At 38.7% G+C, this 16958-nt stretch carries 15 protein-coding genes; 5 read left to right on the top strand and 10 right to left on the bottom strand.

All coding sequences use genetic code 11. The features are described from left to right. Positions 1 to 30 precede the first annotated feature (30 nt). Together IPM95_07575 and IPM95_07580 are read right to left on the bottom strand one after the other, a co-directional pair. Entirely contained in the window at positions 31 to 531 is a 501-nt protein-coding gene (locus IPM95_07575) for a hypothetical protein (GenBank protein ID MBK9329161.1), read from the bottom strand. Between the two features lie 334 nt (positions 532 to 865). Continuing rightward, positions 866 to 1021, bottom strand: a complete 156-nt coding sequence (locus IPM95_07580; GenBank protein ID MBK9329162.1) for a hypothetical protein — start codon at positions 1019 to 1021, stop codon at positions 866 to 868. Between the two features lie 4 nt (positions 1022 to 1025). Here IPM95_07580 and IPM95_07585 point away from each other — a divergent pair, with 4 nt between their 5' ends. Further along, complete coding sequence (locus tag IPM95_07585) at positions 1026 to 1976, top strand: hypothetical protein (GenBank protein ID MBK9329163.1); 951 nt, start codon at positions 1026 to 1028, stop codon at positions 1974 to 1976. Beyond that, positions 1973 to 3463 carry a radical SAM protein gene (locus IPM95_07590; protein MBK9329164.1) on the top strand — a complete coding sequence of 497 codons (1491 nt, stop codon included), beginning with the start codon at positions 1973 to 1975 and terminating at the stop codon, positions 3461 to 3463. The genes IPM95_07585 and IPM95_07590 overlap by 4 nt, the downstream gene beginning before the upstream one ends. A gap of 150 nt (positions 3464 to 3613) precedes the next feature. On the opposite strand, the gene IPM95_07595 is transcribed toward IPM95_07590, so the two are convergent. Together IPM95_07595 and IPM95_07600 are read right to left on the bottom strand one after the other, a co-directional pair. Then, entirely contained in the window at positions 3614 to 4378 is a 765-nt protein-coding gene (locus tag IPM95_07595) for a class I SAM-dependent methyltransferase (GenBank protein ID MBK9329165.1), read from the bottom strand. Between the two features lie 16 nt (positions 4379 to 4394). Further along, positions 4395 to 5207, bottom strand: coding sequence for a polysaccharide deacetylase family protein (locus IPM95_07600; protein ID MBK9329166.1), 813 nt, complete (start codon positions 5205 to 5207; stop codon positions 4395 to 4397). A gap of 445 nt (positions 5208 to 5652) precedes the next feature. Here IPM95_07600 and IPM95_07605 point away from each other — a divergent pair, with 445 nt between their 5' ends. Continuing rightward, positions 5653 to 6273, top strand: coding sequence for an SPASM domain-containing protein (locus tag IPM95_07605; GenBank protein MBK9329167.1), 621 nt, complete (start codon positions 5653 to 5655; stop codon positions 6271 to 6273). After that, entirely contained in the window at positions 6270 to 7139 is an 870-nt protein-coding gene (locus IPM95_07610; GenBank protein ID MBK9329168.1) for a hypothetical protein, read from the top strand. The genes IPM95_07605 and IPM95_07610 overlap by 4 nt, the downstream gene beginning before the upstream one ends. Positions 7140 to 7207: 68 nt before the next feature. Here IPM95_07610 and IPM95_07615 read toward each other — a convergent pair whose 3' ends face one another. From IPM95_07615 to IPM95_07625, 3 genes are all read right to left on the bottom strand, one after another. Continuing rightward, the gene (locus tag IPM95_07615; protein MBK9329169.1) at positions 7208 to 7555 is read right to left on the bottom strand and encodes a hypothetical protein; all 348 of its coding nucleotides are present in this window, start codon (positions 7553 to 7555) and stop codon (positions 7208 to 7210) included. Between the two features lies 1 nt (position 7556). Further along, positions 7557 to 8642 carry an SGNH/GDSL hydrolase family protein gene (locus IPM95_07620; GenBank protein ID MBK9329170.1) on the bottom strand — a complete coding sequence of 362 codons (1086 nt, stop codon included), beginning with the start codon at positions 8640 to 8642 and terminating at the stop codon, positions 7557 to 7559. Between the two features lie 155 nt (positions 8643 to 8797). Then, entirely contained in the window at positions 8798 to 10600 is a 1803-nt protein-coding gene (locus IPM95_07625) for a carbamoyltransferase (GenBank protein MBK9329171.1), read from the bottom strand. A gap of 125 nt (positions 10601 to 10725) precedes the next feature. On the opposite strand from IPM95_07625, the gene IPM95_07630 reads away from it, so the two are divergent. Further along, positions 10726 to 11934: an SGNH/GDSL hydrolase family protein gene (locus IPM95_07630; GenBank protein ID MBK9329172.1), complete on the top strand. Its 1209-nt coding sequence runs from the start codon at positions 10726 to 10728 to the stop codon at positions 11932 to 11934. On the opposite strand, the gene IPM95_07635 is transcribed toward IPM95_07630, so the two are convergent. The 3 genes from IPM95_07635 to smc form a co-directional block, all read right to left on the bottom strand. Beyond that, complete coding sequence (locus IPM95_07635) at positions 11926 to 12174, bottom strand: hypothetical protein (GenBank protein ID MBK9329173.1); 249 nt, start codon at positions 12172 to 12174, stop codon at positions 11926 to 11928. The genes IPM95_07630 and IPM95_07635 overlap by 9 nt on opposite strands. Positions 12175 to 12269: 95 nt before the next feature. Then, positions 12270 to 12995 carry a hypothetical protein gene (locus IPM95_07640; protein ID MBK9329174.1) on the bottom strand — a complete coding sequence of 242 codons (726 nt, stop codon included), beginning with the start codon at positions 12993 to 12995 and terminating at the stop codon, positions 12270 to 12272. Between the two features lie 280 nt (positions 12996 to 13275). After that, entirely contained in the window at positions 13276 to 16821 is a 3546-nt protein-coding gene (smc, locus tag IPM95_07645) for a chromosome segregation protein SMC (protein MBK9329175.1), read from the bottom strand. Positions 16822 to 16958: the final 137 nt, after the last annotated feature.

A 16958-nucleotide genomic window follows, 5' to 3' on the forward strand; every position in this document is an offset into this window, starting at 1 on the left:
GTCCGCTGCCACCTGAACCATTTATGGCTTTTAGGCAAAACCAGCAAAGCGCCGTTTTTTATCGTTAATATCTGTTGTCGGTATCCATGCAAAAACGGTAGATGCCTGCAGTTCATCAACTAATGGGATATCCTGATGGGCATAAAATTCTTTTTTATCCTTATTGAACTTTATAACCAGAACATTCAGCAAATCATGATATATCTTATCAGTGAAAAATATCTTATCCAGGATATCCTGATTCACCTTCCGCAGATCCTGGTGTATGTGCTTTTGAATATCAAACCCATAATTGGCAGATGTGATAAAACCATCCACCTCATAAAAATTTTCATGAGCGGATAGTTTTTTATAGGACTCTAGAATGACATCTATCGAATCCATGTCTACAACATTTCTTAAAACGACATAGCCATTTTCAGATATAAAATCCCGGTCATCCGGATTTTTAAAATAATCGTATCTTAAATCTACGGCAGCAGGCGAATAGTGATGGAAGATGTTCGCGATTCGGTCTTTAAGTCCCAACATACTCAAAAGTACTAAAAAATAATGAGATTACAATCCCCAACCGGATACTTTAAAAATTTATACAAACCGGCGCTTCGCCACTATTCACTAGTTAGAAGTGTTAAAAATCTAATAGGATAAATCCTAAGCAATTGGGGAAATGAGATACTAACAATATTTTATACTGATAATGTGTTACATTTAGTATGAGTATCCTGTTCCCGGTGCGTATTCATTATTTGAATTTAGATTTTTTGAGTACATTGCAGTGTAAAAACAGACCGTTACCTGACTTAAATAAATGATGGACAAATACAAGAACATAAAGATAATTAACAGTTTATATGTATCTATTTTATTTATTTCTGGCATTTATTTTGGAAAAATCCGCTCCGAACTTTTTGATGGTGCCGATAGATTGTATGAAGCCATCGCCTTTAAACACAATTTTTTCGGGCACTATCGTTTTTCTACGGCCATCAATGGAATCCTGCCGTGGATAATCGCGCATTTGGATGGTAGCCCGCAGTGGATACTATATGGGTTTCGTCGTATTATTGCTGTATCTGAAACTATATCAAAAAAACGATTATCCATTAGTAAAAATATTCTCTTTGCTGGGAATTGCCTTCCTGCTAAAAATAGTCTTATTTTCATCAGGCTACGAAAAAGGGATCATACTCAGGATCTTAGAATTTAAAAACAGGCTCGGCAGCCTTTTCCATTCTCCTTTAATCCTTACTTTCCTCAAAAGTCTTTATACCATCAATATTGTCGTGACTTTTGTATTTCTGATCACTTCTTATATACTTATAAAACTAAGACACGCAAAGCTGTTGTTTCTTATTGCAGTGCATATATTGCTGACACTACTGTATATCACCTTTTTCTTTCCCGAATATCCTTATACTTTTGGGCCGGAAGGCTATATAAAAGGGGCAAACATACTGTTATCCATAGCTTTCATGGACTATTTCTTATACAATGCGGATTTTTCAGAAATGAGAAGGAATACCGTCTTAGGCATTACGTATATTTCTACTTTTATCATCATCCTGCTAAATGGGGTAAATTATAAGATCTATTTTAATAATCTGAAGGTTATAGCAAACAACATTGACAAGAACACCATATATGTATCTGCTGATGCTGAAAACCTGGAACATTATTATATCTTACATCGGCATTCTGCCCTCATAAACTCTACAGAAAATGGTAAGTGCTGCTATTTTCAATACGTGAATGATTCCTCAGACTATATCAACCCTGTAATGGCTAATGATATAAAAAATGGTAAATTATGTTTTGGAGACATGCCAATCATAACTGCTCCGGATATGGAAACCAAAAGGGTGTTAGACAATCAGTTTTTTTTAATCTTCGACTTAACCAATTTAAAAACAAGGTTTCGTTTCAAGGAATACATGTACCATAATATAAAAGATACTAAAAGTAAAAAAGGATGAAGGTAACTTTCTTAGGCATAGGAACCAGACAATTAGGCATCAGTCAATTAGCCGCTGTTGTAAGAAAAGAAGGACATATTCCAAGTGTTGCATTCAGCGCCCAGTTATTTAACGACAGGTTTGTATTACAATTCCCATCAATTGCCAAATATTTTGATGATACCCAGGATGCTATTGATAAAATAAAAGAAATCAATCCGGATGTGATAGCCTTCGGCGCATTGACATCGACCTACCAGTGGGGATTAGACGTCATTAATGCAGCAAAAGAATTCAACCCTGCAGTCAAAGTTATCTTTGGCGGCGTGCATGCCTCCGCAGTTCCTGACTTGCTGATCAAGCAGCCTAATATCGACTATGTCGTGATAGGTGAGGGTGATGCTGCCCTGCCATCCATTTTGAAGGCCCTAGAAACCAACAACGATACCGATCCCATCATTAATACAATCTATAAAGACAGAAATGGCAAGATAATCAGGGGTAAACGTGGCGCTTTCATCCAGAATCTGGATGAAATCCCCTTTCCGGACAACAGTATCTGGGACGATTATGTCCGGCTGGGAGACAAGTACATAACGATGGCAACAAGAGGATGCCCTTACAGGTGTTCATTTTGTTTTAATAACTTTTTTGCTAAACTGCCTGAAGAAGAACCCGGAAAATATGTCAGGTTAAGAAGTGTAGATCATGTGATTGCAGAGCTGAAATATGCAAAAGAACGGTATAACATCAGGATCATTGACTTCGAAGATGATGTCTTCGGCACGCAAAAGAAATGGCTGGTAGAGTTTTGTGAAAAATACAAAAAGGAAATTAACCTGCCTTTTATGCTCCTGACCCATCCTAAATTCATGGATGACGAAACAGGCAGGCTGCTTGCTGAAGCCGGGTGTAAAAAAATACAGATGGGCATACAGAGCATGGATGAATCTTTTAAGAAAGACTCCCTGCTGAGATACGAAAAAACGGAAGATATAGAGAATGCGTTAAAGGTAATGCACAAATACAACATAAAAGTCAATGTAGATCACATGTTTGGCTTACCTCACGAACCCATCTCTGCACAGGAAGCTGCCTTAAACCTTTATGCCAATAACCATATCAACAGGATTCAGACATTCTGGACATGTTTTCTACCAGGCACCCAGTTAATGGACGAAGCAATAGCAGAAGGGGTATTGAATCAACAACAGATTGATGACATAAACGAAGGACGGGAGTTTTATTTTTACAGAAACGTCCAGAATGTAAAGGACATATCATTACAAAACCTATATCACGCTTATGAGTTTATCTTCAAGATCATGCCGATTCTTCCATTCTTTATCAGGAGAAGGATAAAACCTAAACATGTTTTATGGATTCCCAAGCCTTTAAAAGCCATTGTAATTTTTTCTTTGACATGGCGATTGGGCTGGGTAGCTTTCAGCCTGATTTCATTGCTTACTTCAACCATAACGTATTTCACATTACCAGGTATTTTCTAAAAAGAATCGGAATCAATATCCTTGCTACAAAACCAAAAAAAGACGAAAATATCATCACCTGCTTTAATGATTATCGTGAAAGCAAAAGGGCGAAAGAGAGCAAAAACTTACAGCACCAGGATTAGGTAAATGAAGATGCCTTGCAAAAAATCAAGGGGTAAATAGTATTTCTACAGAATACCTGTTCTTATGGTTCGTCAGCCCGTTAATTTTACAAATAGTTAAATTATAACTGCTTGCATATTGCTCAAAAAAGGGATAATCCACCTGTAATTTACGCTCACGTCTGTTGATCACCGTTTCCTTAAGGTACTTAGCAATAAATTTTAAATACCTGAACAAATATTTTCTTTTTACTGCATCAAACAGTATTTCAATAAAATCCATAAGCATTCTGTGGCGTAAAGGGATAATATCAGCAATCAAAACCCGCACCGCTCTCCTCTTCTTTTGGGCTGACAATCTGAATATATCTAAATATTCAGTAAGCTGGTCCAGTGATCGGAAGTACTGTATGACACTGAGTGTAATCACCTGATTAATATCCTCTGAACTCAACAACTCTATGAGATCATGAAAGCCTGTAATTTGCTGTACAGACACATTGCTTTCGTTTTGGAACAGGTGTTTACATTTTTCTACATAGATGGATGAAGCATCAATGCCTATTATTTTCTTACAATCGTCTTTAAGAAGCTGAATAAGGACACCCGGTCCGCAGCCATAATCTAAAAGAACATCTGCACTTGTATGGGGATATCTTTTACGAAAATTTTCATAGAAAACTTCAGTAGTCAGACCCATTACTTCATCAAATTCCGGATTTTCCTTATTCCAGTAATCATTCCAGCTGTTATACTTATCCATTTTAACCCTCATAAAGATATTCGAATGAAAGGAAGATTGTGCTATCATGAAAACAAAATAGGCATTAGTTATTCAACTTATCACCTGCGGATAGATGCTTTTCAAAAGTATAACTATCTATAAATTCAGAAAATGTATAAAACTCCGCCCCCCCCTCCAGCATCTTATCCAGGTATGCCTTAAACCTATCAGCCATCTTGTTTCCACTATTATTTACAATATACCATGGCATCCCGTATTTCTCATCGGATAAATCCATAAACTCCCATGGGTGAAAATAAATATTTATATACTTATCATTCCTAAGTGTAACTTTCGTCAACCACATATATAGCCTAAATGGCATATTGCGGAACGACAACCAGAAAAGCGGTATCCTGCAAAAAGGAGTCACTGAAGCAGGTATCTGGACCACATCATTTTCGACAAAGTACGTTCTCGGTTTTCTGTAATAATTATATCTACCGGGTAAGTAGGTAGGATTGATAGAGCTATTATAGCTGTAGCCGGCCAAATGTACATCCAAGGATTCTATGTAACGCATTCTTGCCATCCTAAAACCTTTCACCGGCATGCCTGTCATGACTTCTAAAGCCTCTTTTGATATCCGCAGGTCTTCCTTCTTAAATGCAGAATGACTGTATCCGTGAGATGCTACCTCATGCCCTTCCCGTACAATCCGTCCTATAATATCTGATGCATTCTGTGCAAATGCAACTGTACAAAAAAATGTAGCCTTAATCTTATATTCATTTAAGATGTCCAGTATGATGCTTGTCCCATTTTTCGAAACAAGAACCTGCTCTTCGAATGAAATCTCTTTACCAAACTCCATCGGCACATCAAACTCTTCAATATCAAAATTCAGCAGTATCATATTGTAATGTTTTTGCATACTACTTGTATCAATATGGCTTTATCTGAAACAAATAATAAAGCTGATTTCAAGTGATTATGCAATTTTACCTGAAACAGGTTTATCATCTTTAAAAATAGTAATTTTGGTTTCATTATCCGGTAAAAAAATTGATTATTTTCTGTCCTGTGTTGAGTATATTTTCAATTTCGTAAAAATTTCTCCCATCTTTCCTTTCTCCGGCGGTTTTCAGGAAAACCCAATGATTATATTGACCAACCGATATTTCCAAATCTGCAGGTAAAAGATACGAAATGCGGATTCAGGTTTTTATAAGGCTGGATATAATTAATACCCGAAAAAATAACCATATTATACCAAACCATCGGGTTTAATGTTTTTTCTATTTTTCCGCATTAGTTTGAAATCTTACACATTATCTTATCTTTGTGCAGAGTACAGGTTTATGAATATCAAGCGAAGCCTCATAAAATTTGCACAAAATCAGCCGGCAATCGCATCATTGGGATATTCCGTTCTCAGAAATTTTTGGAATGTGCAGGCTAATTTCGTTGATTATGGATATCCTTCAGATCCCGGCAAAGCTTCCATCAGTTATGACAAAGTTGTAACCTACAATAAGAACAGGCCATTTGGCCCTAAAAAACGAATTTGCTTCGCTCCGTTTAACAACCTTCATTTTCAGATAAATGGAGATGTATCCAGCTGCAGTTTCAACTACGATTTTATTATCGGCAACATCACCACCAGCTCTATAAAAGAAATCTGGACAGGGGAGAAGGCTGCCAATTTCAGAAAAACACTTGCAAATTATAACTTTCATAAATGTATTTCCTGTCAGAATGTACTGGATGCGGATAATTACAGTTCATTCCCTCCGCTGAAATATGATATGCATTCCAGCGATGATGAATCGTATCCAACACAAATGTCATTTGAGATGAGCGACTTGTGCAACTACGAGTGTATCATGTGCAATGAAAACTTCTCCTCCTTAATCCGAAAGAACAGAGCGAATCTGCCGCCGCTAAAATTCAGATATCCCGATTCCTTTTTGACGACTTGAAGGAATTTGTACCGCATCTTAAAATCGCTACATTCATCGGTGGTGAACCGCTGATTATAAAGCAATATTTTATCATTTGGGAAATGATATTGAAACTCAATCCCAACTGCATCATTCACACCCAGACAAATGGAAGCTATCTGCCTCCAAGGTTTTTAGAGATGCTGGAATCCCGGCAGTTTGATATAGGACTATCCATAGACGGTATTACGAAAGAGACATTTGAAAAGATCAGAATCAATGGAAAATTTGAAGAGGTTCAGCAGAATCTGCTTATCCTAAAAAAATATATGGATGAGGGCAAAATAAACATGAATATCAATTTCTGCCCACTGACCTTAAACTGGAATGAATTACCCGGCATGGTTAAATATGCTTCCGAATTAAACATTTCGCTTAAGATTGTAAACGTAGAAAATCCGAGGCATTTATCGCTTCATCATAAGAATGCGGCTTACCTGAATCAGGTGCTGAAATTATTAAAGGATACACATTTTGGCACCATCCGTAATGCCAGTGACATTATCCCCCAAAAAAATATTAAATCATTTTTTGACTTCATCAAACATGTAGAATTCTTGAAAGACAGCGCGGATAAACGGGAAGCCTATTTTCAAAACCTGCTTGTGGATACCCCGGAAAAAATGAATACGCTTTTCCTGCAATTATTCCTGACCAACAGGCTGTTCGACAATTTCGCACCTGAAACAAGAAAGGAAATAGTAGACGACCTGTCTGATTTTATAAAAAACAAGACGGACAATTCAACCCTTCAGACAAGGGTAAAACTCAGAATTTACTACATGCTTGTATTTTTGACCATACCGCAGAAAGCGAGTCCAGTACCAACATGTCAGCAGCATTGAAGATATTAAAAGACGCAGCAGAAGAATTCTATCTCCTAGAAGCCGGAGAAGCGGGCCTCTACTGATTTTCACCACATTTTCCTGAACGTATCCTCCGATAGTTCCTTCTGGTAATCAATATAACCGGTTTCTTGTTTCCTTCTGTAAAAAAACAGTGCGACGGGACACAACACGATTAAGTAGAAAATAAAAAACAACATATATCTCAGCCACAATCCGATTTTATTCAGGATATAGTCCAACGTTTTGATATAAAATGCTGATAATTTACCAGAAATCAATGGCAATACAAGTAGCAGTGCTGAGAAATACATCAACCCCTGATTGTGTTTATACAATCCGATAATAGTGAAAACAACAACCTGTATATAAATAACCTTGTATTGCTTAAAGTAAGATAGTATTCCGGTTTTCATGTCAATTATTTTTAGTATCAAATCCTGATACGGTTTTAACCTTTTTTTTCCAATCAATTTCTTTTATTTGAGCTGACAATATTGCAGCCACCAGATTATAGCCTTCCGGACGGAAATGTGCATCTTTCTTCCAGTAATACCTGCCGGTAAATTCATTTTTCTGCCGGATACCATTAACGTCAAACAGTTCCAATAAATTTATATCATACTTCATAAAACCCGAAATATGCTGTTTCTGTGTCAAAAATTCGTTTTTATGTATCACTTCATCCTTCGCAGGAATATACATGGTCAGCATTTCAATCCCCTGATTGTTTAATTGCTTTTTCGATAGCATTAAATCATTTTGCAAATAATCCAACAATACCTCCCTGCGCCTTCTAGTAGTTTTCGGTGGATGGAGACAGGAAAAATCGTTGTGTTTCATGATACCAAAATAAAACAATCTGAATATATGACTAACCGCAAACGGATACTCTTCCATTGGAATTCTACCCTGATGCATCATTACCTGGATATCCCATAAATCATTGCTGTAAACTGCACTGATAACAATATCAGGATTAAACTGCAGAAGCCTCCTGTATAAGAATTTCTGTTCATAAATCGGGTTTGAACCGGAGATTCCGCCATTTATAACTGTAAACTTGCAACTGTCCTTATCTGTGTTTAATTTCTGTTCCAATAAAATGCTTACTGTGGAATCGTCTGGTGTACCATCCCCTTCAATAAATGAATCTTCCAATAAAACCACCCTTATCTCTTTTTCCGATTTATGCAGGGGGGGCAATTTACCCCTTAATCCTAATTGATTATAGTTGCATTTATAGGTAAACTCCCTCCTGTTTACTACCCTTTGTGAATTCGGCAGATTACCTTCATCAAAGACAAACCTTGCCTTCTTAAAACCAAACTCCTGAAGAAAAGTACACTGTATTTTTCGTTTACACTCCGAGAAATAGATTCCTTTATCGTTTTCCATAAAATTATTCAAGAATGTAAACGGAGGAATAAATGTCATAGCAAACTCTACCAAAACAAATACAATAATCACATTACGGATATTCCAGATTAGTAATTCTTGCAAATTGTTATTCTTTATATGACCTGCTAAAAAACCTAAGAGTGCATAAATACAATAATAAAACAAACAGGTTGTAACAAAAGTGGAAATACCGTAATAGTACAATACAAATGCGTGGATTGATGATACTATAAGAATAATATATCTGCCGTATTTTCTCATTTATAAAAAATCACATCTTCTATAATCAGTACATCCATACCCGTCTTCACAAAACATCGATAGGCATCTTCCGGAGTACAGACAATAGGTTCATCTTTAATATTAAAACTCGTATTAATCAGTATTCCATAACCGGTCTGTTGTTTAAACGCCTGTATCAGTTTCCAGAACAACGCATGCTGCTCTTTGTTAACCGTTTGAATTCGAACGCTAAAATCGACATGTGTCACTGCCGGTATGTCTGACTTGATAAAATATAACTTCTCATTCAGAGAATAATTATTATAATCTTCAGGAATTGTCGTTCGTCGTTCCTGTTTTACAGCATGCACCTGAAGCATATAGGGTGAACTCCCTGAAAAATGGAAATACTGTGCAATGTCTTCTTCTAAAACAGCCGGTGCAAAAGGCCGGAAGGATTCCCTGTTTTTTATCTTCAGATTCAGATGCTTCTGCATTTCGGTATTCCTGGCATCTCCGATAATACTGCGGTTTCCAAGTGCTCTTGGACCAAACTCCATACGCCCCTGAAACCAGCCTATCACTTTTCCTTCCGCCACCAATGCTGCAGTTCTCCGGCACAACTCATCCTCATCATTGCAAACAAAATGATTCGGATGTATTCTTTTTACTTTTTCCAGTTCTGCCGGAGTAGCTGCATTTCCTAACAGACTGTTATGCATGGCATCCGGGAACACGACATATCTGTCTTTCTTAAAATGAATATGATAGGCGGCCAGCGTCGCACCCAATGCTCCGCCTGCATCACCGGAGGCTGGCTGTATAAACAGTTGACTGAATAAATTGCTTCGCTGTATGATCCCATTGATAACGCCATTCAGCGCCACACCGCCCGCTAAACATAAATTCTCAGCCTGCGTAACTCTTTTCACCTCTCTGCATAGTGCAAGGACAGCCTTCTCTGTTACTTTCTGGAAAGCAAATGCCAGATTACAATGGCTTTGTGTCAGGGCATCTTCAGCCTGTTTTTTCCGAATCCCAAACAATTTAGCCCATTTTTTATCATCCACCATCCGAAGGGCGTAGGGATAGGAAAAAAAGTCCATGTTCAATTGATAGCTGCCATCATCCTGAATGGTGATGAGCTCGTTTTCAATAATATCTACAAAATGTCTGACTTCATCTGAATCCGGGTTACCGTACGCAGCCAATCCCATCACCTTATACTCATCACTGTTGACCTTGAATCCCAAGAAATAGGTGATGGATGAATACAGCAACCCTAAGGAATGCGGAAAATGGATTTCCTTTAATATCTGTATATCATTCTTATTTCCCTTCGCTAAAGAAGTGGTTGCGAACTCTCCTACCCCATCTATAGTAAGTATGGCAGACTGTTCAAACGGAGATGCAAAAAATGCTGATGCGGCATGCGATAAATGGTGCTCGGAAAAAAGTAAGGGTATTTTCATTATATCCGCTTCTGGAGCAATTTTCTTTAGCGCTTTACGGATTTCTGATTTAATAAACAATTTCTTGCCCGTCCAGGAATTCATCGCAAGAATGAATGAATATAATCCTCTCGGGGCATGCTGAAGGTAGGTTTCGAGAATCCGTTCGAATTTCAGAAATGGCTTTTCATAGAAAACAACGGCATCGATATCATCCATTGATATTTTACAGAATCCAAGACAATTCTTTATTGCGCAGGACGGGAACTGCTCATCATTTTTAATACGGGTAAAACGTTCCTCCTGTGCGGCATAAACGATAATCCCATTCTCTACAAGACAAATAGCCGCGTCATGATAATATGCTGAAATTCCAAGTATTCTCAATACATTCAATTTTAATCAAGTTGACGTATATTTGTATATCTGTTGCATAAATTTATGAAATTAATTAAGATAATTTTTATCTCTTTCGCCATATCCAATGTATTCCTTTTTACAGTACACCGGTAATGTACAGCTTTCCCAATTCCACCTTTCCGGTTTACTATTTTGCATTGCGTGCCTTTCTGATTGTTTTATCCTTCTATTTGCTCCTGCAGCTATTTGACAAATACATAAAACATATTTCAAGCAAGGGTAAGCAGGCGATCGCTTCTGCTATATTGATATTCCTCTTCTTCTTCTATACCGCTGAATTATTGCTGACCTTCTACCCGGAAACAAACGGACTCAATGACACCTATTGCTCCAAAAACTGGATGTATTATTATTGGAAACAAAATAAACAGAAGTTCAGGGATGTTGACTTTGAGAAACTGGCTGACATTGACAAACCTGCCATTGTGTTTACGGGAGATTCCTATACGGAAGGTCATGGAATAAAGCACCCGGAAGACAGGGTTTCAGACCGGCTTAGAAAAGCCTTTCCCCAATACACAATTTATAATGCCGGAAAATGCGGCTGGGATATACGACAGGAAAAGAGCCTTATAAAACAGCTTCCCGTCAAACCGAAAATCATCTTTTTGCAAATCTGTTCAAACGACTGGGATTACCTCGTCAACAACTCCAGTTATATTCAAGCCAAACAAACAGCACTTTTCGCTGATATGGATTTTTCCGTTTCAAATTATTCAATCTTGTTCAACTATCTGAAATCCAAGAGTGGTTTGCTGATGCAAAATTACTTTGGCTATCGACTTTCCGAGGAACAAAAAAAACAGATGACAGATAGGTTTAGGCTGTATGATTCTGCTGAAAAACTGCCCGCCAATCCATTTAAAGCCTTTGAATATTGCTTATCAAAAACAACATTAAGTGATGACTCCATTCAAGATGTCGTTTTCTCCCTATTTAAAGGCTATGACCCGTCACTCGAGCTGATGTTGAATCCGGTTTCATTCGAAAGCTATCTGTTTCAACTGGAAGATATACAGAGAATATGTACTTCCAGAAAAATAAAACTGGTGGTCATTCCCTATCCGTCATTAAACGATTTCTCCATGAATGTTACGAGCAAGTATATAAACCGCTATCTATGCAATCTGATTGAGCAAAGGGGTATCACATGCCTGAATATATATCCTGTATTAAAGAAGGCAAACCTTAAACGCTATACCGTCAACAGCAGTGATAACCATATAAACAAGGAAGCATCAAGGGTTGTAGCAGATGAATTAACATCTTATCTGAGATTGTATCAGCAGGAATTACAGTAATCCGCTTTCTGCCAGCACCTTCGCCACTGTTCTGCCCCAGAACCAGTTCCCTTTCGGCCGCATATGCAAATCTATTCTGTAGTAAAAGGAATCCAAAGGCATTTTACTATTATACAACTCCTCTCTGATGAAACCATCCAGATAGATGATATTAAACCCATTTTTATGTTCAATATTCGACTTGACAGGTGCGTAACTGAAATAGTTATTATACAATTCAGACGGGCCGGGAGAAAACACCAGTACAAACCTGGATTGGCGGGTATTACAAAAATTAATGTAGTCGTTAATTTTTTGTTCAATGGCGGCAAAGGCAAACCGAATATCTTCCTGACTCAGGTCATACGGATCTGCCTTAAAAGATTATGCGCAATGAACCGGAACAAATAGGAAAAAGAATAAAAATACTCCCAATTCTTACTGAGCCTGTACTTCAATTTCCCATTTTCTTTAAATCGTTCATCTCCACCTCTGACGGCTACATCATTGATATCCGAATAATTCAGGTTTAAAACAACCAGTCTCGGCTGCAGTGCAGGCTGTAAATGTTCCAGTAATTTATACGAATAAAATAAATCACTGCCCGAAACACCGCCATTAACGACCGTGTATCCCGCTTGTTGTTCACGGAGAAAATGTTCCAGTGAAGCTGCAACCGTAGAATCGGAAGGAGCTCCTACCCCTTCCGTATATGAATCTCCGAGTATCAGTATGTTTTTTGTATCGGCAAATGATTTAAGGGGCTTTTCCCGTAACCCCGATTCATTATGGTTGTTTTCATAGCTGTATTCATTGGTTTGCAACTGATGTTGATTATTGGGTTTTCCAACATACTGACCGTTTATCAGCCTGTTTTTCTCAAAATTATTCGAAAGATATGGCGCGAACAATGAATTGGATTTTAGTTCCATATAATTCAGGACTCCTTTCCCTGAAACCCTCAGATAGGTTTCTGTTACAAACAGCAGCACGACAATGGTACATAAATTATACTTTAACACCCTGCTGGTGATGAATAAAAAAGCTGACTGAAACAGGATGCAATAAAACAGAATTGTCATATGATAACCCGAAACACCTGTAGAAAAAAACCGAATGGAAAGAAAAATAAAAAGTGCGGAGATTAATATGAATAACCCGATCAGGAATTTGCTTTTAGGTTTTACGGCAGAGAAATCAACCTCTTCGACAGTCTCAGTTGTTTCAGGTAATTTCTGCTTTTGAGGAATACTTTTATTCTTTTTTGCTCATTATACGTATTCATTTATTATACCAAATTACGAAAAAAAGCAACCTGTAAACAGGTTGCTTAATAAATTGGAAAGAAAGGCTATTGCTTTGTTAATTCAGACTGCTGAAGTCCACTGGCACCACTCTGGATATACCCTGTTTCACCATGGTAACTCCATAGATGGAATCTACACTCGCCATCGTTGATTTATTGTGCGTAACAATGATAAACTGGGAATTTGCGGAGAATTTTCGAATGGCATCGTTGAATTTCTTGATGTTGGTATCGTCCAATGGTGCGTCTACCTCATCCAAAATACAGAATGGGGCCGGTTTATATAAATACAATCCAAACAACAGCGATAATGCCGTCAGCGTCTTTTCCCCTCCGGAAAGCTGGTTGATGCTTTGCGGGCGTTTTCCCTTCGGCTTGGCGATAATGTCAATATCGGATTCCAGCGGATCGTCCGGATTCACCAGCACCAAATCGCAATTATCATCGTCTGTAAACATGCTTCTGAACACGCTGATGAAATTCTCGCGAACCGCCTGGAAGGTTTCCAGAAACTGTCCTTTGGCGGTATTTTCAATTTCCAGCATGGTTTCCATCAGATTCGTTTTCGAATCTATCAAGTCCTGCTTTTGGGTGGTAATGAAGTCAAAACGTTCCTTCATCTCGTTATAGGCCTCTTCCGCCATCGGATTCACTTCACCGAAGTTTTCAATTCTGCGTTTTACCTTCTCGAGTCTGTCCTGCAAGTCCTCTTTAGGCGTTTCCGGCAATTCTAATGAAGCGGTGAATTCTTCGGCATCCATATGAAACTCTATAGATAACCTTTCTTTCAGCACATTTAATCTGAGTTTCAAATCACCAAGCAATTCTTTCTTGTTCATGATCGTCTGCTCGATTTGCTGTTTTACCCGGTTCTTATCCCGGATGGCATCTTCTATGGCAGTGATACCTTCTTTAAACTTATAATAATCCGTTTCCTGGTCGGACAGGGTTTGCATTTGCAGTTCCTTCTCTTTATAGGACTCGATCAGTTCCGTTTCAATTTTTGCAATGCTCTCTTCCAGAATATCAATCTCCAGCTGTGCATTCCCGATGTCTTCCGTCGCAGTTTTTAAGCGGTGCTGATTTTCTTCCAGCTGATGTTGTTTGTAGGTCAAGGTCTGCTGATTCGACTTCAGCTTATTCTCCTGCTGAATGAACTTGATATTGGCCTGGTTAAACGTTTGTGAAAATTGATTGTATAATTCGTTTGCTCTTCTGAAATCATTTTCCAGATTATCCAATGCTTCCTTATCCAGCATGGAAGCCTGAATGTGATCAGCTAAAACCGTTTTGAGCGGCTCCATCTCCTGCATTATAGAGGCTATCTGCTCCTGAAGTGCCTGTGCCTGAGATGTAATCTTGCCGATGGAATTTTCTTCACTCTCGATTTTTGATTTTTTCGCCACCAGTTCCTTTTCTACCTGCTGCCATTCATGCACTTCGCGTTCAATCACATTGCGGAATGAGTTGACTTTAAGGTGCTGCAATTCATTGAAGTTATCCTGTGTGATTTTCTTCAAATCCATCACTTCCATTTCCAGTTCCCTGATTTCTTTTTCCAGTATCTCCAGGTTCTTGATACGTCCCAACCGCTTGCCTTCAAACAATCCTACCGCACCTCCGGATATCTGTTTATCGGACTTCAACAGATGGCCTGAATTGGAGATGATAAAAATATCTTTTTTCGTTTCCAGCTGGTCAAAGATCTGAGAAACGTCCGTATGTTCTTCAGCAATGTAGATACCTTGAAGCAAATAGGTTAATAAGGGCTGATATTTTTCATCAATCTGCACCACGTCCAGCGCCCGTTTCGCATTCGGGATAGTCTGTACGGATGAGGGGTATTGAATATTCCTGAAAAAATTCAGGATTAAAAAACTCGCTTTACCTACAGAACTTTGAGATAAGATATCAATCGCATTCAGCGCTTCATTCTCCGTATCCACCACAAAATTATTGAGATAGGGCTGCAATACGCTTTCGATAGCGACGCGGTATTTTTCTTCCGAATAGATGATATCAGAAAGCAACGGCGTATCTTTCAGCCAGTTGACATTCTTTTTCAAGAACTTGATGGACTCCGGAAATCCTTCCAGGTTGTCAATCATATTTTTGGTCAGCTTGTATTCGTTGTTTTTTGCGTCGAGTGTCCTGTTTTTATTGGTCAGTTCATGGCGAAGCTGTTCTGTCTTTTCCTCCAGCGTCTTAATCTTTCCATTATTCTCCTCTTCCTTCTTCCTCAAATCCTCTACCAGCAGTTTCTGTTTGGAAATCTTTTCTTCCGTATGAACAATATCACTCTTCAGGCCTTCAAGCGTCTTGATGCGCTCTTCATTTTCAAACATGGATCGTTGCGCGCTCAGCTGCAACGCCTCCTGCTGGGATTCCTTAACGGCAATCAGTTTTTCGGTCTCCGTAATCCTGTTGGTACTTTGAACATGTTTGGTTCTGGCTGCATCCAGGTTGTTCCTGAAATCCAGGTTTGCGTTGCGCTGCTCATCCAGCATGGATTTTGCCTCATCAAATTCCACCCTTATGACTTCCAGCTTTTGTTCATCTTCCTGATTATATGTCTTTAAGCTTTCAATTTCCGTACCCAGATTTTCAATAACCGCCGAAGCCTGTTTGATTTGGTTCGTAAGCTGTACAATCTTATCTTTCAGGAAGGAAGACTTTTGCTGGTCAATTTTTTTCTGGCTTTCCTTTTCCTGCAACTGCGACAAAAAAGCATTCAGCTGTTTTTGCTGTTCGGACAATGATTTTTCTTTTTCCAGAACCGCCAGTTTTTCTTTTTCCAGCTGTGCTTCCGCAGACTCCATCTGGGTGGAAATCTCGAGTCGCTTATCTTCCTGTTCTTCTATCTCCTTATTGGAAAGTACAAAACTCTCATTGATGCCATGCAGTTCATATTTGGATAAATCAATGCTGATGACCTTGTACTCTTCTTTGTAATTCTTGTACTGGCGTGCTTTTCTGGCCTGCGACTCCAGCGATTTCAGGTTTTTGTCGATTTCAAACAACAAGTCTTCCACACGGTTGAGGTCGGCTTCCGTAGCCTGCAGCTTAGCCAGCGTTTCTTTTTTACGGGTTTTATATTTGGAGATACCCGCTGCCTGTTCAATCAGAGTACGTCTCGCGTTGTCCACGTTGTTCAGAATCTGGTCTATCATCTTTAATTCGATGATGGCATAGGAATCCGTACTGATACCGGTATCCATAAACAGATCGCGGATGTCTTTCAGCCGGCAGGAAACGCCGTTCAGCTTATAGTCACTGTCTCCGTCACGCTCTACCGTTCGGGTTATGGTTACGCTGGAAAATTCGGTCGGGAGCAGGTTTTTGGTATTATCGAGTGTCAAAGACACTTCCGCTACGTTGGCTGCCGCTTTGTCCTTGGAGCCGTTGAATATCATATTATCCATCTTCTCCAGACGTAACGCCTTGGTTTTCTGCTCACCTAATACCCACCGAATGGCATCCACCACATTTGATTTTCCGCAACCATTCGGGCCAACAATACCTGTAATATTATTTTCAAAGTTGATTTGAGTTTTATCGGCAAAACTCTTAAATCCTTTCATGTCTATACTTCGCAATCTCATAACGAGCAAATATACACGAAAAGGTGCAATGCCATTTTAATAACCGCCTTATAGTTATTGACAATTTGCAAAGGTTTTTAACAGAATTAGTGGATAATATTTCAGGAAGAAAGATGTATGACTTTTAAAGAAAAATA

It is taken from the genome of Sphingobacteriales bacterium (assembly GCA_016719635.1).
GTDB lineage: Bacteria > Bacteroidota > Bacteroidia > Chitinophagales > JADIYW01 > JADJSS01.